Raw genomic sequence first — 20,828 nt, 5'->3', positions numbered from 1 at the left:
GGCATACCTAGCAACAGCTATAAATAACCTTAACTTTAAGCTGCCACAGGGCGGTTTGAACGAACAGGTCTTTTCGGTTTATCTGCCCGAGGGTTATCTGGATTGTTAGTTCCAGGCATTAAAGGTTTCGGCGTTTTACGTTGAACTGTCGCAAGCTTGGCGTCGATACACTCTTTAACTTCTGCTTTAGTGTACCCTGATTTTACTTTCATACGTAGGTGTGGGATACGAGCTGCATCCAATGCACTGCTAACGTACCAATCTCGCTGGGTTTTATAGCCATCTTTGCCGCCATTGTGTACTAAATCTATTGCCATTACTGGGCTCATGTCGGACTTATTACACAACACAAAATCCAGCTGACGACTAGAGGCTTTTAAAAAGGCATGTTTGGCTGCTCGTTTGTCAGTATTTTGACGCAGAGCAACGATTTCAGACAATCTTGTTCTACACAGGACGCGGTAACGCTGGCCCATAGCATTTTCGATTAAATCTAAAAATGTCAATTCAGTTTGGGTCAACAAAGATGCTTTGCGTTTAAATGGGAATGATAAACCATTGTCACTCAACTTAAGCGCGGCTATTGCTACTATGATTAACATCATCATTAAAATAATGGCTAGTTCCATACAGGGTTCCTCATAAAAGAGACAAAAAATTGACGGTTTAATCAATTAATTGTCAAATTTGTAAACTTTAATATGAAATAGCAAAGACAGTGCCACAAGGTAATTGCACTATCGTACATTTGAAAATGAAAACTTAGAAGGAGGCTAGTTATCTAGCAGTGAAGGTAACTAGGACTTCACCAACACATCGACTTGTGTTCCCGCTCCATCTTTAGAAAGTATGATGATTTTTTTAGCGTCATCATATTGCATCATAATCCGACCTTTTAGTGTTTTAACATGATCTGCTTGTCCCAATTTTTCGGTATAAAAACCTAATGCACTTTGTTGGTCTGTAGAGGCATGATAAGTCAGGCTAGCAGGCAGTTCAGGCGCGAAAACTTGACACATTTTCGGATCTGGAAATAGCGGTAATGAATAAAATTCCTGGGGGCATGCTTGTGATGTCATTTGTGCTGTAACATCATTTTGAGCATGAATTTTCATCGAAAATACAGTCATGGCAGATAAAACTGCAACAAATGGGAGCCTTTTTGCGGTTAAACTAAACTTCACTGCTTTTTACCTGTCGTAAATATATGTCTTGTCACACTATAGAAGTTGGCGGGGTTGGGAGCAAGACGATCGACTTTTTTTAACGTATGTAATTGAGTAAGTCAGTATGTTCAGATGGTTACTAAGACAATTAGCGGATTATCTGCGACTCTTTTTATTCGCCAGTGGCGTGCTGCTCGGCGTGCAAGCTCCAGGTTATATGCAACAATACCAACAGCGGGTTGATGCTCATCTCGTCGAGGCTAAACACAACCTTTCGGGGTTTCAAGTGACAGCAGATAGGTATTTTAATGGCAATATAGACAAACTCATTGCTCATTATAAGCAAAGTAATGACCCTGTGTTTAAACAAGATGCAATTAGTATTGACGCAATTTACCAACGCGTTGAATTGTTACAAGCAGAGCATTTGGCGATGTCTCAACATCCCATACATCAAGCTTGGCACTTGATTCACAATGCAAACGAACAACTTAGGTTAGAGGCCTTCCATGCATTTAACTTTACAGTACCTTTGAGCCCCTTTGCTATCTTGTGGGGGATAGGTTTTGCGGTGATATTACTGCTGAGTATTGATACTACTGCTTTTACTTGCCGTAAGTGCATGAGTAAACTCCGGGGCCATAGGCATAGCCATAGTTAAGTGATACCCAGTTATTTAATAAGGATTATAAATTGAAAAACATGCAAATCGACATAGTTTCCGATGTATCGTGCCCTTGGTGCATTATCGGGTATAAATCACTTTCCAAAGCCATTGAAAATTTGGCTGGAGAAATAACGGTTAATATTGACTGGCAACCTTTTGAACTTAATCCTCAGATGCCAGCCGAAGGGCAAGAGATAGGCGAACATATAACTCAAAAATATGGCATTAGTCAGGAGCAAGCAGAGCAAAATCGAGAAGCCATTAAACAACGAGGCTTAGATGTGGGCTACGAGTTTGGCAATCGGGGAGGGGGACGAATATTCAATACCTTTGATGCCCACCGCTTACTGCACTGGGCTCATGAATATGGCAAACAGACTGAGTTAAAGCTAGCGCTGTTTGATTTATACTTCAAGCAATCAGGTAACCCAAGTGACCATCAACAATTGTTAGAGGTGGTTGCGCAGGTTGGTTTAGACCGAGAAAAAGCGGCGGAAATTTTAAATAGTGACATATTTGAACAAGATGTACGTAAAGCCCAAGCTCACTACCAACAAGCGGGTATAAGCTCGGTTCCAGCCGTTATTGTAAACAACAAACATCTCATTAGTGGAGGTCAACCCGTAGAGATTTTTGAGCAAGCCCTTAAACAAATTGCTAAGGAAGTTTAACATCAAGGGAGCTGTAACCTTTTGTTGATAGTTGGCCTAAAAGGCGTCACCGAACTAAACAAATAAAAAAGGGCCTTTCGGCCCTTTTTTATTTTGGTTTATTTAGCTGTTAATTAGAACTAATTACACACCTAGATAATCCATGATACCGTCGGCAGCTTTACGGCCTTCGTCAATCGCGGTGACCACTAAGTCTGAACCACGCACCATATCTCCACCCGAGAATATTTTCGGATTAGAGGTTTGGAATGGGAATCGACCTTGTGCTGGCGCACGAACTCGACCTTTTTCATCCAAAATGATGCCATAGTCAGCGAACCAATTGGCTGGACTAGGTTGGAAACCAAAAGCAATAATAACCGCGTCGGCTTCTAACACATGCTCTGAGCCTTCAACCACAACCGGACGTCTGCGCCCTTGTGCATCAGGTTCACCCATTTCAGTTTTTACTAACTTGACGCCACAGGCTTTGCCTGATTCGTCTACTGCGATATCCAGTGGTTGCAAGTTAAATTGAAATTGTACGCCTTCTTCCTTCGCATTCACCACTTCGCGGCGAGAGCCTGGCATACTTTCTTCGTCACGGCGATAGGCACAAGTTACTGAACTGGCCCCTTGACGAATAGAAGTACGTACACAGTCCATGGTGGTATCACCACCACCTAAAACTACCACTTTTTTGCCTTTCATATCGATAAAGTCAGAGACTTGTTTTTCGATACCCATGACACGATTAATATTGGCAATGAGGAAGGGAAGGGCTTCATGTACACCCTCTACACCTTCATTCTCAAATCCACCTTTCATGGAGTTGTAGGTTCCCATACCAAGGAATACTGCATCGTAATCGTCCATCAACTGTTGGAATTCAATATCTTTACCAATTTCAGTGTTTAAAACGAATTCAACACCCATGTTGGTGAATATTTCACGACGCAATTTAATTACGTCTTTTTCCAATTTAAATGAAGGGATACCGAAGGTTAACAGTCCTCCAATTTCTTCATATTTGTCGTAAACAACCGGCGTGATACCGTTACGCACAAGAACATCTGCACAGGCAAGACCTGCTGGACCTGCACCAACAATGGCGACTTTCTTGTCAGTTTTAAAGACACCTGACATATCAGGACGCCAACCCATTTTGAACGCAGTGTCGGTGATATATTTTTCAATACTACCAATAGTTACTGCGCCAAAATCGTCATTTAGTGTACAAGCACCTTCACAGAGTCTGTCTTGGGGACATACGCGACCACAAACTTCAGGCAAACTGTTGGTTTGATGTGACAGTTCTGCTGCTTCTAAAATTTTTCCTTCATTGGCTAGTTTTAGCCACTGGGGAATATAGTTATGAACTGGACATTTCCACTCACAATAAGGGTTACCGCAGTCCAAACAACGATCTGCTTGTCCTTCAGTTTGAGATTGAGAAAGTGGTTGATAGATTTCACCAAACTCCTCTTTGCGCATAATAATGGGCTTTTTCGGAGGATCAATTCTTTCTACATCTACAAATTGGTATACATTTTTAGCCATTTTTTAACCCTACCTCTACTGAGCCTGAACACGTAATTCTGCAGTTGACCGACTGATGTGGCCAAGCAAATTTTTCACGTCGCTAGTCTTAGGTTTTACTAATCTGAATTTTTGCAATTGTTGTGCAAAATTAGTTAATAACATAAGCGCATGCTCGCTACCCGTTTCTTCGTAGTGTTGGTTAATCAAACCACGTAAATGCTCAGACAGGATGCCCTTCTCTTCAATTGACATGATATCGACTAATTCACCATTTACACGGTGTTCGATATCGTCGAATTCATCGTACAAATAAGCGAAACCACCGGTCATGCCTGCGCCAAAGTTCACGCCCACACTACCTAGAATCGCTATAATACCGCCGGTCATATATTCACAACCGTTGTCCCCTGCGCCTTCGATTACAGCGATGGCACCTGAGTTACGTACGCCAAAACGCTCACCGGCTTTACCTGCAGCAAACAACTTGCCGCCTGTTGCGCCGTACAAGCAAGTATTCCCCATAATGGTGCTGACATGTGGGTTAAAGGTAATGTTACGCGGTGGGAAAATAACTAATTTGCCACCAGTCATGCCTTTACCAACATAATCATTCGCATCACCACAAAGGGTAAGTTCTAAACCACCGGCATTCCAAACGCCGAAGCTTTGACCTGCGGTACCAGTAAGATGCACTTTAATAGGGTCATCTTGCATGCCTTGGTTACCATGCTGCTTAGCTATTTCGCCAGAGACAAGAGCACCAACAGAACGGTCCGTATTACGAATAGGGAAGGACAAATTCGCGCCAGACAACTTGCTGATTGCCGCTTGTGATGCTGCTAAAATTTGTTTGTTTAATAAACCTTCATCCAGTGGCGCGTTGGCGTCTTCTGAACAAAATAGTTTAGTATGTGAGCCTTCTTTTGGTTTCACTAACAATGGACTTAAATCTAGCTTTCTTTGGCGAGCAGTAAGACCATCAATCACTTTTAACAGCTCAGTGCGACCTACTAAATCTTCAAATTTAGCCACTCCTAAAGATGCCATAATTTCACGTACTTCTTGAGCGATAAACTTAAAGTAATTCATCACCATTTCAGGCAAACCAATAAAGTAGTTGTCCCGTAATTTTTCATCCTGAGTTGCAACACCTGTTGCACAGTTATTCAGGTGACAAATACGTAGATATTTACAGCCTAAAGCGACCATAGGGCCGGTTCCGAAACCGAAACTTTCAGCACCTAATATACCTGCTTTGACCACATCTAATCCGGTTTTAAGACCACCATCAGTTTGCACACGTACTTTATGACGTAAGCCATTCTCTACTAATGCTTGCTGAGTTTCTGCAAGACCAAGCTCAAACGGGCTACCTGCGTATTTTACTGACGTTAGCGGACTTGCACCTGTACCACCGTCGTAACCCGATACGGTGATTAAATCGGCGTAGGCTTTAGCCACACCAGTTGCAATAGTTCCAACCCCTGGCTCGGAAACCAGTTTCACTGAGATAAGCGCTTTAGGATTAACTTGTTTTAAGTCAAAAATAAGCTGTGCTAAATCTTCGATAGAATAGATATCGTGATGAGGAGGTGGTGAAATCAATGTAACACCTGGCACTGAGAATCTCAGTTCAGCTATGTAATTATTCACTTTGTCACCAGGTAATTGACCACCCTCTCCAGGCTTAGCACCTTGAGCAACTTTAATCTGAATAACATTGGCGTTAACCAAATAATGCGGTGTTACCCCAAAGCGTCCTGATGCCACTTGTTTGATTTTCGAGTTTTTCTCTGTATTGAAGCGCGCTGGATCTTCACCACCTTCACCAGAGTTAGATTGTCCACCTAATCGGTTCATGGCAATAGCTAGTGCTTCATGGGCCTCTGGACTTAGTGCCCCGATTGACATAGCCGCGGTGTCGAAACGAGGAAATAATTTTTCCGCTGGTTCTACTGCATCAATTTCAATAGGGTCAGTATCTGGATTTAAGGCTAGCAAATCACGGAAATGTGATGGCGAGCGTCCATTTACTAGCGCAGAATAAGCTTGGTAATCTTCATAGCGTCCGGATTTAACCGCCACCTGCAAAGTAGTAACAACATCTGGGTTATAAGCATGATACTCGCCACCATGTACGTACTTTAATAGGCCGCCATGAGACATTGGCTTACGTTTCAACCAAGCTATTCGATTCAAGTTTATTTGATCTTGTTCGAAGTCTTCAAAACCGGTGCCCTGAATACGACTTGGAATTCCTTTGAAGCAAAGCTCAGTCACCTCTTTGTTGATACCAATAGCTTCAAACAATTTTGAACTACGATAACTGGCGATGGTACTGATACCCATTTTCGACATGATTTTATACAGGCCTTTATTAATTCCCTTACGGTAATTTAAAGTGGCTTGCATGGCAGTGAGCTCAATTTCACCTTCATCGACCATTTGTTCAATGGTTTCGTAGGCTAAAAATGGATAAATCGCAGTTGCACCTAAACCAATCAACACAGCAAAGTGATGAGGATCACGGGCGGACGCAGTTTCAACAATTATGTTGGCGTCACAGCGCAGAGACTTTTCGATTAAACGACGTTGTACAGCACCAACAGCCATTGCTGCTGGAATCGGCAATCTGTTTTGTTTGATATTGCGATCTGAGAGTATTACAAACGCAGCGCGTTTCTGTTTTACAACATACTCTACTTCATTACAAATACGCTCTATGGCCTTTTTGAGTCCTTCTTCTGGAGGATAGTTCAAATCGATAACTTCTGAATAATAGTATTCAGAATCATATTCACGCAATTGTTTCAGGTCGGTATACATTAATACCGGAGAGTTGAATAACACCCGATTTGCATAACCTGAAGTTTCGCTAAAGACATTCTGTTCACGACCTACACAAGTCGCCAACGACATAACATGATTTTCACGCAAAGAATCTATTGGTGGATTCGTTACTTGAGCAAATTGCTGACGGAAATAGTCATATACTGTACGTTGCTTAGATGACATCACGGCCATAGGTGTATCATCACCCATTGATCCCACCGCTTCTTGTCCATCATTGGCAAGCACTTTAATGATTTGCTGATTTTCTTCATAGCTGTAATTAAACAGTTTATGATAAGTGCCCATCATGTTGTCATCAAAAGCACGCTTGCCTATTTGACTGGCATCACACTCTTCGATGGGCTTAAGGTGTTTGATATGTTGATCAATCCACTCTTTATAAGGATGGCGAGTTTTGAGCTCTTCATCAATTTCATTGGAGCGCCAAATCTTACCTGTGTAGGTATCAACTGCCAGCATTTCTCCTGGTCCGACACGACCTTTTTCAACCACGTCTTCAGGCTTGTAATCCCAAATACCGATTTCTGATGCTAGGGTAATGAAACCATCTTTAGTTAATACATAACGAGCTGGGCGAAGACCGTTTCTGTCGAGGTTACAAGCAACATGGCGACCATTGGTCATTACGATACCCGCAGGTCCGTCCCAAGGCTCCATATGCATGGAGTTAAACTCGTAGAAGGCACGTAGGTCGTCGTCCATGGTGCTGTTGTTTTGATATGCTGGTGGCACAAGTAAGCGCATAGCTCTAAACAAATCCATGCCGCCGGCCAAAAATAACTCCAACATATTGTCTAAAGAAGATGAATCTGAACCTTCGGTATTAACAAAAGGTGCTGCATCTTGCAGATCAGGTAACAAAGGCGTGATAAATTTTTGCGAACGCGCTTGTGCCCAGTCTCTATTACCACGAATGGTATTAATTTCACCGTTATGGGCTAAAAATCTGAATGGTTGCGCCAAAGGCCACTTAGGCAAAGTATTCGTTGAAAAGCGTTGATGGAATACACAGATAGCCGACTTCAAGCGCTCGTCGGCAAGATCCAAATAAAAATTTGGCAAATCTTTAGGCATTACCAAACCTTTATATATCATCACTAAAGCAGACAAACAGGCGATATAAAAATCTTCGTCGTCTGCTAGTCTTTTTTCTACTCGTCTTCTAACCATAAATAGGCGGCGTTCCAAATCTCTTTTACGCCAGCCTGGAGGTGCATTAACGAATACTTGTTCAATTTGTGGCACACCTTGGGCTGCAAGGTCACCTAAAACCGAATGGTCAACTGGCACTTCGCGCCATCCAACCACTGCTAGGGTTTCTTTTGATAATTCTTCTTCAATGGTTTGACGAGCAATCTGCGCTTTCTCAGCATCTTGATTTAGGAATATCATTCCTACGCCGTACTTTTTACCTAATTTCCAACCATTTTCAGCTGCTATCAGATTGAAAAACTCATCTGGTTTTTGCAATAGCAGCCCACAGCCGTCTCCGGTTTTACCATCCGCAGCGATACCACCACGATGCTGCATGCGATCGAGGCCTTCAATTGCGGTAGTTACCAGTCTATGACTAGCGTCACCTTCGGTGTGCGCGATTAATCCAAAACCACAGTTGTCTTTTGAATCATTTGGGTTATACAAACTCATTAACGTAACTCCTTCAACCTTTGGCTGAGAAAGGTTGTACATGCCAACTTAAACGTTGGAATTTAGCTGCACTGAGCCTGACTTCTGTGGTCAGTTTTGCTTGTGCCGGTTATATGTTGTTTTCTTGTCGTTTGTTTGAGGGTACCAGCCGGTTATCGAATTTTTATGAATTTTTAGCCGAGCAGCCTGACAAAATACCGACATTAAAGGTAGAAATCAATGTGCACAACAAGCGAATCATTTAATTTTTTTAATGTTTAGCAATTAATGGTAATAAAGTGGAATTAAATCAAATAGTTAAAAAATTTATTTTAAGCAAATAAATCATTCCAAAAAGCCTGAAATTAGATAAAGATTTGTTAATAAAACGTTTATTATTTAATTGCTGTTGTAACAATCTATTTTGTTGGTCCTTTCTAACAGCATAATTATTTAGTTAAACTGCATAACTGTAAAGAACTAGCTAAGAATAATTTATATCTAATTGATTCGGTTATTAATTAAATAGCCTTTGCAAACCGTTTTATGCTGAGTCGTATAATTATTCAATTGATTGCTTCAATAAAGTGACTTAGCCCAAATTTTATTCTTGTGAATTTTGAGCTAAGAACATTAATTATACTTAGGCTAAGTTAAAAGGCGTTTAGTTTTTGTTCTTTTTAGTCGGTTATGAAAACAAATTCCGTTAATTTAACATTAATTTAATTGAAACATTCACCTAAGGTAGTGTTTCTTGATAGCATTAGTTTTCTACTCATTCAGAGATATCAAAAATGCATTCAAAAGCTCCAATTGAATCTTGGGCAATCGGCGTCGCTCGATTTGTAATCCGTTTCGGTACACTCAAAATAAGCATATTTTTTGTCTTGCTCACCTTGGCTTTCACTATTTGTGGTTCCTATGTGATTCGTATGATTATGAGTGGTGAAGTAGAGATTGAAGATTTTATTAGCGCGATTATTTTGACCATGTTGAGTGCGCCCTGGGTGCTCATTATTTTCATAAAGCTAGTAAAACAATTGGAGCAATCAAGGGATAGTTTGTCAGAAGCCGTCCATCAACTTGAATTAATGCGTGAAGAAGACGTGTTGCGCAATCATGAACTGCAGTTAAGTGTACAAAAACTTAATTACGAAATCGAACAACGAAAAAATGCACAATTAGAACGAGAGATTGTTTTTCACGATCTGGAGCGGGAGATAAGTAAAAAATCTGAACAAGAATCTCAAGCTAAGCGTTTGTCAACATTACTTCGTTCGATAATAGATGCCTCTCCGGATTTAATCTATTACCGTAATGAAGAAGGACAATTTGCCGGCTGTAATCGAGTTGCAGAGCAAATGACTGGAAAAACAGAAGAAGAGCTGATCGGCTTAACGCCTCATCAAGTATATGATGAAGATCTTGCTAGACAAGTTGTCGCTAGTGACCATGAAGTATTAGAGACCAATGCAAGTATTACCGAAGAAGTGTGGTTGCGATTTGCTGATGGTCGCCGCCGTTATTATGAAATGCGAAAGGTGCCTTTTTACGATAAAAAAGGAACGCGTTTGGGTCTACTCGCTTTTGGTCGCGATATTACCGAACGTAAACAAGCTGAAAATGTGGTGACTAAAGCGAACAAAGATAAAACCGCTTTCATTGCAACTATAAGCCACGAGTTACGAACGCCTTTGAACGGAATTGTTGGACTCAGTCGGATGTTGCGAGACACCAATTTATCTGACGAACAATATGCTTGGGTAAGTACCATTTATGCTAGTGGTATCACATTAGGCAATATCTTTAACGACATTGTTGACCTAGACAAACTTGATCGTGATAGGTTGGAGTTGTCCCTTAAAACTGTTTCTTTGAAAGAGTTTACTAATGAATTAGGCAGCATTATTCAACTACTCGCGGCGGATAAAGGTTTGCGTTTTGAAACCCAAATTATTGAGCCCCTGCCGTTTCAAGTTGAAGCCGATGGCACCCGGCTACGTCAGGTATTATGGAATTTGCTGTTCAATGCAGTGAAATTCACTCAAAAAGGTAAGGTTAATTTAACCGTTGAGGCAACTGAAGAAAAACCGGGTATCAGCTCCGTTAAGTTTACTATTAAGGATACCGGTGTCGGTATTCCTAAGACCGAATTAGATAAGATCTTCGCCATGTATTATCAAGTGAATCATCCGGATCATCAATCTGCCACAGGCACCGGTATTGGCTTGGCTATATGTAAAGAAATGGTCACCTTAATGAAAGGCGAGATCAAGGTGAATAGTGTGGTTGGAGAGGGCACCTGTTTTACCGTAGAACTGCCCCTTACAATTAATAACAAACCACTGCAATTACAAGAACTTCTAGTACATGGTTTGAAGATACTTCTAGTCGAAGATATTGAGCTTAATGTGATGGTCGCTAAGGCATTACTAGAAAAGCTTGGGCAAACTGTAGAAGTGGCTATGACTGGGCAAGAAGCGCTAAAAATGGCCCGCGAGACGCAATACGATTTAATATTGCTAGATATTCAACTACCCGATATGACAGGGTTTAATGTTGCTTCGGTATTACATGAGGAAGGGCTGGTAGAGCAGACTCCTATAGTGGCACTAACCGCTAACGTCATTAAAACTCGACAAGAATATTTAAATAACGGCATGGATGATGTTATCGCTAAACCGATTAAAAAGAGTCGGGTAATTGAAGTATTTAATAACTTGTTTGTAGATCAAAAAGATATCCCGCAGTTTTCAGTAGAAGAAGCTAAACCAAGTGAACTAGAGTCCATTTTAGACTTGGATTTACTCGAAATGCTGGTTGATACCATTGGCCATGAAATGGTGCGCACTAGTGTTGGTGTGTTTCAGGAAAACATGCCTGACTACATGGAAATATTGAATATTAACTTGAGTGCAAATGATAAAGAAGAAGTGTGTTCTCAGGCACATAAAATTAAAGGTGCAGCCGGTTCAGTGGGCTTAGCTCGAGTGCAAAAAATCGCTAATCGTATCCAACAAGGTGATCATCCTACTTGGTGGGAGAACGTCCATGATTGGGTAGAAGAACTAGAAATGGCTGAAAAGCAGGATACAGCGAAACTAAATGATTGGCTTAACTCGAAAAATATAGATGATTAATCCGACCGATTAATTATCTATTCCCCGCTGTAAAGTAGGGATTATTTTGCCTCTCGTTGTTTACCGTAAATAACCAAACCAATCCCCCCCAGTATTGCACCGCTGGACATTAACATTTTTAAGGTAAGCAGCTCATCTAATAACAGTAAACCTCCTATCGCCGCTATCGCGGGCACGCTGAGCTGTAATACCGCGGCAACGCTCGAACGAATGTGTGGAAGTACTTTATACCAAATGGCGTATCCGACACCAGACGTAAGCATACCTGATGCTAAGGCGTACACAACGCCCATAACTTCTAACTGAATTGTATCTATAAACAACATAGGTGCCAGCAGTAAACAAATAAGTGAAGCCCTTAAGAAATTTGAACTGGTGTCAATTAAAGGGGTCGTGGAACGGCTACCAATAATTGAATAACATCCCCAAGCTATGCCGGCACCGGCCATTAAGGTGACCCCCATTATTGAAGGTGAGTCGACTCCAGGCGATACAAGATAAATAAAGCCAGCAAATGCAACCAACACACCCAATGATTCAATTAAGGTTAGACGTGCGCCATAATACCAACTGATGATTAGCATGGTAATTTGTACACAGGCAAATAGTATTAACGCACCTACACCAGTGTCTAACTCAATATAAGCGTAGGAAAATCCAGCTGCATAGATGAAAAGCGCCAAGCTAGCAGGCCAGCTGCCTTTGGTTTTGAGTTGTTTTATATTTCCCTTTAATAGCAAAATAAAACAGAGCATCACCGCGCCGGACATTAACCGGATAAGGGTGAAAGACGTCGCATCAATACTTGAGTCAGCCAAGGCTAAGCGACATAGAATTGAATTCCCCGCGAAAGCAAGTAAAGCAATACCTATATAAAAAACGAGTTGAACAGGAGAGTTAATGGTTTTACATCCTAAACTAAACAAGCATTAAGGTAGCGGTGCCTAAAAAGGCAAAAATACCTACTACGTCAGTGATTGTGGTTAAAATCACACTGCCAGCTAGAGCTGGGTCGATTTTTAACTTTTTCATCACCAGTGGTAACGTTGCCCCAGCTAACCCAGCAGCAACCATGTTAATCATCATTGCAAAAGCAATAACTCCGCCTAACATCCAGTCTTGTTTCCAAATGGCAATGACAGAAGCAATTAAGATTGCCCAGATAGCACCATTTAAAAAGCCGATGGCTAACTCTTTACTGATTAACCATCTAGAGTTATCCGTACTAACATGACCTAGGGCCATACCCCGTATAACCAGTGTTAAGGTTTGATTGCCTGCGACACCACCCATACTAGGAACAATGGTATTTAAGATAGCTAACACTGCCATTTGGCTTAGAGTGGCTTCAAAGAGATCACTTACCGCCGCAGCAAGTAGTGCTGTAACCAGATTAACAGTGAGCCATACAGATCGACGTTTGGTACTTTGGAGTACTGGTGCAAAGGTATCTTCTTCATCATCTAGGCCCGCCATACTCATCATCGAGTGTTCGGCGTCTTCACGAATAATATCTACCACATCGTCTATGGTGATCCGTCCTAATAACTGTCGATTTGAATCCACTACAGGTGCTGATAACCAGTTATAGCGTTCAAATAATTTGGCTACATCCGTCTCTGGCATATCAACAGGAATAGCTTCAGCTTCCTCATCCATAATATCTTCGATACTGGAGTCGGGCAGTGCAGTAATGAGTTTAGTGACGGGCACCGTGCCTATTAAAGTGTCATTGCGACTGACTACATAAAAGGTGTCCGTGCTTTCTGGGATTTCACCTTTAAGTCTTAAATAACGTAAAATAACATCAATATTGACGTCAGAACGTAGGGTGATGGTATCGGTATTCATGATGAAACCGGCAGTGTCTTCGCCGTAAGATAGGGCCTTTTCTGCTCGCTGACGGTCCTGCTCATCCATGGATTTTAGTACGTCTTTTGATACTGATTGCGGCAGACTACTTAAGGTTTCTGCTAAGTTATCAATCTCCATATCTTCCAAGGCATCTACCACCTTGTCGGGAAGCATTTGGCCAATAATGCCGTTACGTACATCTTCCGACAATTCTTCTAGCACGTCGCCATAGAAATCGGCGTCTAACATTTCCCAAAGTTCGGTTCTTGATTTACTTGGAGATGACTCGAGAAGTAGGGCGATATCACATGCAGGCATATCGTGAATGGTTTTTCGGACATGCATAAAGCGGCCACTGGCCAAGGCTTGATTGATAACCTTCAGTTGACGTTGGGCGTGTTTAACCTCTAATGCTTCAGCCATGAAAATACAGCTCGATGAAAAAACTACTAATATGAATAGTTTAGAGGGTTAAGAGCGGCAGGTCAGCAATTATTTACTCAACTTGAATGAAAGTGAGCTATTCGTTCTCGTGAAACTTTTCTACAATAAGCTTTTCGATAGCTGCAAGTGCTTGCTCAGCGTCGGTTCCCTCGCTTATTACGTTGACTTCTTTCCCTTGAGAGCTTTCTAACATCATTAAACCCAATACACTATTAGCCGATGCCGTTTTTTCCCCTTGAACTAAAGTAACTATAGCATCAAATTGATTGGCAACTTTAACTAATTCCGTCGCTGCTCGTGCATGTAAGCCAAGTTTATTAACTATAACTATTTGCTTTTCAAAGCGATTCATCTGTTTAATTCTCGGTGTCTAATTTGCACATCTGGGTGAGAGGCTGAGAATGTTTTTGCTAATGACTCAGCAACATAAACTGAACGATGTTGTCCACCGGTACAGCCAATTGCAACTGTGACGTAACTTCGGTTATTTCTTTCTAGGTGGGGAAGCCAAGTTGATATGAGGTTTTGGATTTGCCAAATAAATTTAGTCACTATGGGTTGTGAACCTAAAAATATTTCAACTGGTGAGTCTAATCCACTTAGGTGTTTTAAGTCCGGTTCCCAATGAGGGTTAGGTAAAAATCGCGCATCAAAAACATAGTCGGCATCTTTAGGTATGCCATATTTAAATCCAAAAGATTCAAATACTAAAACCAGTCTTGAGCTTTTCTTTCCTAGAATGCGTTCACGAACTAACTCAGCTAATTGATGAACCGAAAGCTTGTCAGTATCTAAATATAAGTCAGCACGTTCTGCTATAGGAGCTAAAAGTTGACCTTCAGCTTGAATGGCATCGGAAAGCGATTTGTTTTGACGTGATAACGGGTGTAAGCGACGGGTTTCGCTGAAACGCTTAATTAGTATGTCATCACTGGCATCTAAATAAACAATAGTCATATCCCAGTTTGCAGGCAGGTAATCGAGGATTTCCACCAATTCACCAGATACTTTGGGAAGGTTTCTTACGTCAATACTTACCGCAACTTGGTCATACTCATCCATAACTGTATGAGTAAGGGTAGGCAGAAGGTTAACAGGGATATTATCAACACAATAATAGCCTAAATCTTCTAAAGAGCGCAGTGCAATTGATTTTCCTGAACCGGAGCGACCACTTATAATAATCAGCTTCATGAAACAATTGCCTCGTATAACTGTCCGTTATCTTCAGCACAGCGAATGCGTTTAAGAACCTCTTTGTCACTTAACTTTGTTGCTATAGTGGCCAAGGTTTGTAGGTGTCCGGCGGCTTTATCTTCTGGTACTAAAATAGCGAAAAATATATCTACAGGACAATTATCGACTGCGTCAAAATTGATGGAAGGATCACTGGTAATTAATATTGCGACTACGTCTTTTAACCCAGCTAATCTGCCGTGGGGCAGCGCAATACCATTGCCGATTCCTGTACTACCCATTTTTTCGCGACTGACTAAACTATTCAAAATCGTAGTTTGGTCAATACCGTCAATCTTTTCTGCCGCTAATAGGCTGATAGTTTCAAGGATTCGTTTTTTGCTTGTCCCCTGGACTGCACAACTTGTGCAGTCAGAGGAAAGGATGTCTTTAATTTCCATTAAATAATCTAATATATGTTAATGACGTTTAATCTTTTCCTTGTGCTTGATCACCTGTCGATCAAGCTTATCTATTAATCCGTCAATGGCTGCGTACATATCGTTATGTTCTGAGGTTGCAAAAACTTCGCCTCCGCTAAGATGAACTGTCGCTTCAGCTTTTTGATTAAGCTTTTCGACATTGAGAATGACATGGACATTGTTGATGTGATCAAAATGCCTTTCTAACTTCGTAAATTTAGTGTCTACATAATCTCGCAATGAATCTGTAATTTCTACATGATGGCCAGTAAGGTTAATTTGCATATTAGCGTATTCCTTCTGTTAACGAGCCTACAGCAGGCTCTTGCGTTGGTTAGACGGTGGGATCGATAAAGACTCCCGGTATTTTGCTATTGTTCTACGGGCAACCTGTATACCTTGGTCAGCCAGTAGATCAGCAATCTTACTATCGCTAAGTGGCTTAGTTGGAAGCTCTGCAGCGACAAGTTTTTTAATTAGTGCGCGAATTGCCGTTGAAGAGCACTCTCCGCCAGAGTCTGTGGCAACATGGCTGGAGAAAAAGTACTTCAGTTCGTAAATTCCTCTTGGTGTATGCATATATTTTTGTGTAGTGACACGGGAAATAGTTGATTCATGCATATCCACCATTTCTGCGACATCATTTAACACCATTGGTTTCATCATTTCCGGACCATGTTCGAAAAATCCGACTTGTTGCTGAACAATACAGTTGGCTACTTTGAGCAATGTGTCGTTTCGGCTTTCGAGGCTTTTAATAAACCACTTGGCTTCTTGCATATGTGAACGTATGAACTGACTGTCGCTGGTGTTTTTAGCATTGCGGCTCATCGCTGCATACTGCTGATTAACATTTAGTTTAGGCAAACTGTCGGGGTTTAACTCTACTTGCCAACGGCCATTTTTTTTCATTACAGAAACATCAGGAATCACGTATTCGGATTCACCAATTATCAGCGCGCTGCCAGGACGAGGATTTAATGTTTGCAACAAACGCATTGCTTCGCGTAAATCGTCTTCTTTTAAACGAGTTTTGCGCATTAACGTTCGGTAATCTTTGCTACCTAAAAGGTCTGCATATTCACTAATTAATAATTTAGCTTCATTTAGCCAAGGTGTACCTGGGGCAAATTGATTCATTTGTACCATTAAACACTCTTGAGGATTTCGAGAACCAGAACCTATAGGATCGAACATTTGAATGCGTTTTAGAACACATTCAACTTCATCAAGTTCAACCTCTTCGTGGTCGAGACTAGCGAGTACTTCTTCAGTGCTAATGGTTAAATATCCAGATTCATCGATTGAGTCGATAATGGCAATGGCTATAGCGGTATCTACTTCGGAAAAGGGGGTTAAGCGCATTTGCCATAACAAATGATCTTGTATATTTTCGCTGGTTTCACCTTGGAAAATTTGATCATCATCACCACCGCTGCCACCACTAATTGATGCGGGTGCTGAAGATGCACTGATATATTCATCCCAAGTGCTATCTATGGGTAATTCGTCCGGAATATCTGCTTTTTCTAATGCCTCGTTTGTATCCATTGAGTCAGAACTTGCGGATACGGTTTCTTCCGAAAATTTATCATTACTATCTGCTAATGCGGAATCTCCTGTGGGGATGTCCGAACCATCCTCTACTTCTAAAAGCGGGTTGGATTCTAAAGCTTCTTGTATTTCCTGTTGTAAATCCAGCGTTGACAACTGCAATAGACGGATAGCCTGTTGCAATTGAGGCGTCATTGTTAGTTGCTGGCTGAATTTTAATTGTAACGAGGGTTTCATTTAGTTTTTATATTCTTACTTGTTTAGCCACAAAGCTTTGGTTAAAAACAACATACCTGTACTATAGCTTGAATTGCTCGCCAAGGTATACATCTCTGACTTGTTGATTATTTAAAACTTCTTCTGCAGTTCCAGAAGCGATCAATTCACCATGACTTACAATATACGCTTTTTCACACACGTCTAGGGTTTCACGTACATTATGGTCAGTTATTAATACTCCAATACCTCTATCGCGCAGGTGTTGAATTATTTTTTTTATATCATTTACAGAAATTGGATCCACACCTGCAAAAGGTTCATCTAATAAAATAAATTCGGGTGCGGCGGCCAGGGCCCGTGCTATTTCGACTCTTCTGCGTTCTCCTCCAGATAAACTCATGCCTAGGCTATTACGGATATGATTTATATTAAACTCGTCAAGCAATGCATCTGCTTGTTCTTCTCGTTGGTCTGAGCTCAATTCTTTTCGGGTTTGTAAAATTGCCATGATATTTTGATAAACAGTTAGTTTACGAAATATAGACGATTCTTGAGGAAGATACCCAATTCCTTTTCTAGCTCGAATGTGCATAGGCTGTAAAGTTAGTGCTGTTTGGTCAATATAAATATCGCCCTTATCTAAAGGAACAAGCCCTACAATCATATAAAAAGTCGTTGTTTTGCCTGCACCATTGGGGCCTAACAATCCAACAATCTGCCCTGTAGACACTTCTAAACTAACATCTCGTACTACTTGTCGAGATTTGTATGATTTAGCTAGGTTAATCGCTTTTAACGTTGCCATTAAGGTTGCTCATCCTGCAGCTTGTCAGTGCCTTGCTGTTCTAAATCATTCGATTTTTCTTCTGCATCTTCTTCCTGACGTTTACGGATACTCTCAGGTTGAAAAATAGCGGTCACTCCGCCCTCTGCATTACTGTTGCTTTCAGCTATTAATTGTTCCAATTCCATATTGAATTGGATGGATTCACCTTTAACAAGGCTGCTATCCTGATTCAATTCAGCTGAGCCATTTAATGTTAAAGTTCGATTGGATACTTCGTATTTTATTTCATTAGCCGCAGCGCTGATCTTACTTCCGTCATCAAGGGTTTGGCTATACTTTGCCGGTTTACCTCGGGCAATAAATACTTCTTTACCTTCACCTAAGCCGGCTATGACTTCAACCTCATCGGCTAAAATTTCAAGGGAGCCTTGGGTAATTTTAACGTCTTTTCTAAAAATTGAAGTTTTGGTTTTGCCATCAAAGAAGTTTGACTTAGAGTCAACTTTGATAGGTAAATTAAAGTCGTTTTCACCGGCGCTAACAGCAGCGCTAAACACTAAGCTGATGATTAAAGCGCTAACGAGGCGCATATTGAGTTTGCACATGATTTTTAAGTTCATATTCCTGCGTAGTTAAATTTGCTACAAAGCCATTACTTTTAACAATAAAATCTTTTCCGTTAATCTCAACCGGTTCATCTGACATCATTGTTTTGTCTACCAAATTAATTTCTAAAAATTGTGTTTTAATTGTTTGCACAAATCCCGAATCATCTAAGCTTCTAATCTCTACGTCAGTTTCTAATTGAATGCGATTGTCCTCATAAAGTGTGCCCTCTTCAGCTTCAACATGCCAAGGATTTTGTTCATCGGATACATAGATGGTGTATTTGGGGTGGCTAAACAAGGTGAAACCTAGAATTTGATAATGTTCCATTTTAAGGGCGAAAACCTCGTGGTTCACTTCGCCATTTTCATTATAAAGAGTACTGCGCATATTCCTCGCTTGATAATTGGGCTGCCAAGAATCTTCACTAGGTGCATTGGTTTGTTCCGTATCTGAACTTATCCACCCTGGCACATATATCATTAAGATTAGCACAAACAAAATGCCAATGCTTAGGGTGATTCGATTCATACGCTGCTACCGTAAATACGATTTAATTTATTATTAGCGAACAATATGAGGTCGCATACTTCTCGTACTGCGCCAGCCCCACCCGTTGTTCGCGTAATATATTCAGCAACTGATTTTACGTACGGGTGGCCATTTGGAACACTAATAGATACGCTACTGTGTTCGAACATGCCCACATCAGGCATATCATCACCCATAGACGCGATATTTTCTTTTTTTAAATTTAAGCCGGTTCTGAGTTTTTGAACCGCAGTTTTTTTGTCTTCTTCGCCTTGGATAATCAATGATACACCCAATGCCGACATTCTATTTTCTACGATGGCTGATTTGCGACCTGTGACAATAGCCACGTCAATACCAATTTCTAACATTGACTTCACACCATAACCATCGAGAGTATGAAACGCTTTTAATTCTTCGCCATCGTTTCCCATATAGATGCTGCCGTCAGAGAATATGCCGTCTACATCACAAACGAGTAACTTAATTTTGCTAAGTTTACTAATGAAATGATTATTAACTGGCCCATAGAGAGTTTCAATAATCGCCACTATACTACTCCAGCTTTAAGCAGCATGTGCATATTTAACGCGCCAACTGGCTTATTTTCATTATCTACTGCAAACATTGAATTGATACTGTATTTCTCCATTAAATTTAAACCTTCAACTGCTAACATTTCTGGTCGACCTGTCTTACTATTTGCGGTCATAACTTCGGCAACCGGGGTTTCGTGGATATCAATCCGGTCATCAAGGATACGGCGTAAATCGCCATCTGTGAAAATGCCGACTAACTTTCCTGCTTCGTCAGTAATACCTGTCATACCAAGTCCTTTTCGCGATATCTCAAACAATGCATTACGCACTGTTTGATCGGACGTCACTAAGGGTAACTCATCACCAGTATGCATGATATCTGCAACTGTTAATAATAATCTACGCCCTAAGCTTCCACCTGGGTGGGATAAAGCAAAATCAGCAGAAGTAAATCCACTAGCATTCAGCAAGGCCACTGCCAACGCATCACCCATTGCCAAGGTCGCCGTGGTACTGGCTGTTGGGGCCAAGCCTAAAGAACATGCCTCTTGTTCTACTTTAATACACAATACTTCATCAGAGTGCTTTCCCAGTGAACTCGTCGTGCTATTGGTCATCGAAACAATAGGGACATTTAAACGTTTCACCACTGGGATTAAATTAAGTAGTTCGGCAGTTTCCCCAGAGTTAGAGATAGCCAGAAGTATATCTTGGGGGCTTATCATGCCTAAATCACCATGATTGGCCTCACCAGGGTGCATGAAAAAAGCGGGAGTACCTGTACTGGCTAACGTAGCCGCAATCTTATGACCTATATGGCCTGATTTCCCCATGCCAGATACAACTACTTTACCTTTGCACTTTTGAATGATTTGACAGCTTCGCTCAAAGCTACCATCAATGTATTGCTGCAATTGCAAAATAGCTTGGGACTCAATTTCTAATACTTTAAGTGCGGATGCGAGATAATCTGTAGACATAGTTAATTCCAT

General features: G+C 41.1%; 19 protein-coding genes. 3 read left to right on the top strand and 16 right to left on the bottom strand.

The window, feature by feature from the left end; all coding sequences use genetic code 11:
• Nucleotides 1-35 precede the first annotated feature (35 nt).
• Nucleotides 36-629, bottom strand: coding sequence for a DUF2726 domain-containing protein (locus tag AB6T38_RS16080; protein WP_372548268.1), 594 nt, complete (start codon nucleotides 627-629; stop codon nucleotides 36-38).
• A 168-nt stretch (nucleotides 630-797) separates the two neighbouring features.
• Nucleotides 798-1,184, bottom strand: coding sequence for a hypothetical protein (locus AB6T38_RS16075; RefSeq protein ID WP_372548267.1), 387 nt, complete (start codon nucleotides 1,182-1,184; stop codon nucleotides 798-800).
• 106 nt (nucleotides 1,185-1,290) lie between these two features.
• Between AB6T38_RS16075 and AB6T38_RS16070 the strand changes: the two genes are divergently transcribed.
• A complete protein-coding gene (locus AB6T38_RS16070; protein ID WP_372548266.1) occupies nucleotides 1,291-1,827 on the top strand; it encodes a DUF2937 family protein in 537 nt (178 codons plus the stop codon).
• Nucleotides 1,828-1,868: 41 nt separating this feature from the next.
• On the top strand, nucleotides 1,869-2,504 hold the full coding sequence (locus tag AB6T38_RS16065; protein WP_372548309.1) for a DsbA family oxidoreductase: 636 nt from the start codon (nucleotides 1,869-1,871) through the stop codon (nucleotides 2,502-2,504).
• A 123-nt stretch (nucleotides 2,505-2,627) separates the two neighbouring features.
• Here the strand turns inward: AB6T38_RS16065 and AB6T38_RS16060 are convergent, their stop codons facing one another.
• Both AB6T38_RS16060 and gltB read right to left on the bottom strand, forming a co-directional pair.
• The gene (locus tag AB6T38_RS16060) at nucleotides 2,628-4,043 is read right to left on the bottom strand and encodes an FAD-dependent oxidoreductase (RefSeq protein WP_372548264.1); all 1,416 of its coding nucleotides are present in this window, start codon (nucleotides 4,041-4,043) and stop codon (nucleotides 2,628-2,630) included.
• Between the two features lie 15 nt (nucleotides 4,044-4,058).
• Complete coding sequence (gltB, locus tag AB6T38_RS16055; protein ID WP_372548263.1) at nucleotides 4,059-8,525, bottom strand: glutamate synthase large subunit; 4,467 nt, start codon at nucleotides 8,523-8,525, stop codon at nucleotides 4,059-4,061.
• 773 nt (nucleotides 8,526-9,298) lie between these two features.
• On the opposite strand from gltB, the gene arcB reads away from it, so the two are divergent.
• Nucleotides 9,299-11,644, top strand: a complete 2,346-nt coding sequence (arcB, locus tag AB6T38_RS16050; protein ID WP_348491168.1) for an aerobic respiration two-component sensor histidine kinase ArcB — start codon at nucleotides 9,299-9,301, stop codon at nucleotides 11,642-11,644.
• 41 nt (nucleotides 11,645-11,685) lie between these two features.
• On the opposite strand, the gene AB6T38_RS16045 is transcribed toward arcB, so the two are convergent.
• The 12 genes from AB6T38_RS16045 to AB6T38_RS15990 all read right to left on the bottom strand — a co-directional run bounded on the left by AB6T38_RS16045 (nucleotide 11,686) and on the right by AB6T38_RS15990 (nucleotide 20,828).
• On the bottom strand, nucleotides 11,686-12,462 hold the full coding sequence (locus AB6T38_RS16045) for a DMT family transporter (RefSeq protein ID WP_372548262.1): 777 nt from the start codon (nucleotides 12,460-12,462) through the stop codon (nucleotides 11,686-11,688).
• 100 nt (nucleotides 12,463-12,562) lie between these two features.
• On the bottom strand, nucleotides 12,563-13,921 hold the full coding sequence (gene mgtE, locus AB6T38_RS16040) for a magnesium transporter (RefSeq protein ID WP_372548261.1): 1,359 nt from the start codon (nucleotides 13,919-13,921) through the stop codon (nucleotides 12,563-12,565).
• A 97-nt stretch (nucleotides 13,922-14,018) separates the two neighbouring features.
• Nucleotides 14,019-14,294, bottom strand: coding sequence for an HPr family phosphocarrier protein (locus AB6T38_RS16035; protein ID WP_372548260.1), 276 nt, complete (start codon nucleotides 14,292-14,294; stop codon nucleotides 14,019-14,021).
• The gene (gene rapZ / locus AB6T38_RS16030) at nucleotides 14,291-15,136 is read right to left on the bottom strand and encodes an RNase adapter RapZ (RefSeq protein WP_372548259.1); all 846 of its coding nucleotides are present in this window, start codon (nucleotides 15,134-15,136) and stop codon (nucleotides 14,291-14,293) included. The genes AB6T38_RS16035 and rapZ overlap by 4 nt, the downstream gene beginning before the upstream one ends.
• Nucleotides 15,133-15,579: a PTS sugar transporter subunit IIA gene (locus AB6T38_RS16025; protein WP_372548258.1), complete on the bottom strand. Its 447-nt coding sequence runs from the start codon at nucleotides 15,577-15,579 to the stop codon at nucleotides 15,133-15,135. Before AB6T38_RS16025 ends, rapZ begins: the two co-directional genes overlap by 4 nt.
• An 18-nt stretch (nucleotides 15,580-15,597) precedes the next feature.
• The gene (hpf, locus tag AB6T38_RS16020; RefSeq protein ID WP_348491162.1) at nucleotides 15,598-15,885 is read right to left on the bottom strand and encodes a ribosome hibernation promoting factor; all 288 of its coding nucleotides are present in this window, start codon (nucleotides 15,883-15,885) and stop codon (nucleotides 15,598-15,600) included.
• 27 nt (nucleotides 15,886-15,912) lie between these two features.
• On the bottom strand, nucleotides 15,913-17,391 hold the full coding sequence (locus AB6T38_RS16015) for an RNA polymerase factor sigma-54 (protein ID WP_372548257.1): 1,479 nt from the start codon (nucleotides 17,389-17,391) through the stop codon (nucleotides 15,913-15,915).
• A 61-nt stretch (nucleotides 17,392-17,452) separates the two neighbouring features.
• Nucleotides 17,453-18,178, bottom strand: coding sequence for an LPS export ABC transporter ATP-binding protein (lptB, locus tag AB6T38_RS16010; RefSeq protein WP_372548256.1), 726 nt, complete (start codon nucleotides 18,176-18,178; stop codon nucleotides 17,453-17,455).
• Nucleotides 18,178-18,750 (bottom strand): lipopolysaccharide transport periplasmic protein LptA, encoded by a 573-nt coding sequence (gene lptA / locus AB6T38_RS16005; protein ID WP_372548308.1) that lies wholly within the window; start codon nucleotides 18,748-18,750, stop codon nucleotides 18,178-18,180. The genes lptB and lptA overlap by 1 nt, the downstream gene beginning before the upstream one ends.
• Nucleotides 18,737-19,297 carry an LPS export ABC transporter periplasmic protein LptC gene (gene lptC, locus AB6T38_RS16000; RefSeq protein ID WP_372548255.1) on the bottom strand — a complete coding sequence of 187 codons (561 nt, stop codon included), beginning with the start codon at nucleotides 19,295-19,297 and terminating at the stop codon, nucleotides 18,737-18,739. Before lptC ends, lptA begins: the two co-directional genes overlap by 14 nt.
• Nucleotides 19,294-19,848 (bottom strand): 3-deoxy-manno-octulosonate-8-phosphatase KdsC, encoded by a 555-nt coding sequence (kdsC, locus tag AB6T38_RS15995; protein WP_372548254.1) that lies wholly within the window; start codon nucleotides 19,846-19,848, stop codon nucleotides 19,294-19,296. Before kdsC ends, lptC begins: the two co-directional genes overlap by 4 nt.
• Nucleotides 19,848-20,828: a KpsF/GutQ family sugar-phosphate isomerase gene (locus tag AB6T38_RS15990; RefSeq protein ID WP_372548253.1), complete on the bottom strand. Its 981-nt coding sequence runs from the start codon at nucleotides 20,826-20,828 to the stop codon at nucleotides 19,848-19,850. The genes kdsC and AB6T38_RS15990 overlap by 1 nt, the downstream gene beginning before the upstream one ends.

It is taken from the genome of Aliiglaciecola sp. SL4 (genome assembly GCF_041538045.1).
Classification (GTDB): domain Bacteria; phylum Pseudomonadota; class Gammaproteobacteria; order Enterobacterales; family Alteromonadaceae; genus Aliiglaciecola.
The sequence above is the reverse complement of the archived record's forward strand: the minus strand, read 5'-3'. Positions and strand labels throughout refer to the sequence as shown.

What these genes read in the sequence shown, in the direction of transcription:
- lptC (WP_372548255.1), bottom strand. Translation starts at nt 19,297, where the DNA reads ATGAATCGAATCACCCTAAGCATTGGCATTTTGTTTGTGCTAATCTTA.
- AB6T38_RS16015 (WP_372548257.1), bottom strand. Translation starts at nt 17,391, where the DNA reads ATGAAACCCTCGTTACAATTAAAATTCAGCCAGCAACTAACAATGACG.
- hpf (WP_348491162.1), bottom strand. Translation starts at nt 15,885, where the DNA reads ATGCAAATTAACCTTACTGGCCATCATGTAGAAATTACAGATTCATTG.
- AB6T38_RS16080 (WP_372548268.1), bottom strand. Translation starts at nt 629, where the DNA reads ATGGAACTAGCCATTATTTTAATGATGATGTTAATCATAGTAGCAATA.
- AB6T38_RS16060 (WP_372548264.1), bottom strand. Translation starts at nt 4,043, where the DNA reads ATGGCTAAAAATGTATACCAATTTGTAGATGTAGAAAGAATTGATCCT.
- AB6T38_RS16035 (WP_372548260.1), bottom strand. Translation starts at nt 14,294, where the DNA reads ATGAATCGCTTTGAAAAGCAAATAGTTATAGTTAATAAACTTGGCTTA.
- AB6T38_RS15990 (WP_372548253.1), bottom strand. Translation starts at nt 20,828, where the DNA reads ATGGAATTAACTATGTCTACAGATTATCTCGCATCCGCACTTAAAGTA.
- gltB (WP_372548263.1), bottom strand. Translation starts at nt 8,525, where the DNA reads ATGAGTTTGTATAACCCAAATGATTCAAAAGACAACTGTGGTTTTGGA.
- AB6T38_RS16065 (WP_372548309.1), top strand. Translation starts at nt 1,869, where the DNA reads ATGCAAATCGACATAGTTTCCGATGTATCGTGCCCTTGGTGCATTATC.
- arcB (WP_348491168.1), top strand. Translation starts at nt 9,299, where the DNA reads ATGCATTCAAAAGCTCCAATTGAATCTTGGGCAATCGGCGTCGCTCGA.
- AB6T38_RS16025 (WP_372548258.1), bottom strand. Translation starts at nt 15,579, where the DNA reads ATGGAAATTAAAGACATCCTTTCCTCTGACTGCACAAGTTGTGCAGTC.
- mgtE (WP_372548261.1), bottom strand. Translation starts at nt 13,921, where the DNA reads ATGGCTGAAGCATTAGAGGTTAAACACGCCCAACGTCAACTGAAGGTT.
- lptA (WP_372548308.1), bottom strand. Translation starts at nt 18,750, where the DNA reads ATGCGCCTCGTTAGCGCTTTAATCATCAGCTTAGTGTTTAGCGCTGCT.
- lptB (WP_372548256.1), bottom strand. Translation starts at nt 18,178, where the DNA reads ATGGCAACGTTAAAAGCGATTAACCTAGCTAAATCATACAAATCTCGA.
- AB6T38_RS16070 (WP_372548266.1), top strand. Translation starts at nt 1,291, where the DNA reads ATGTTCAGATGGTTACTAAGACAATTAGCGGATTATCTGCGACTCTTT.
- rapZ (WP_372548259.1), bottom strand. Translation starts at nt 15,136, where the DNA reads ATGAAGCTGATTATTATAAGTGGTCGCTCCGGTTCAGGAAAATCAATT.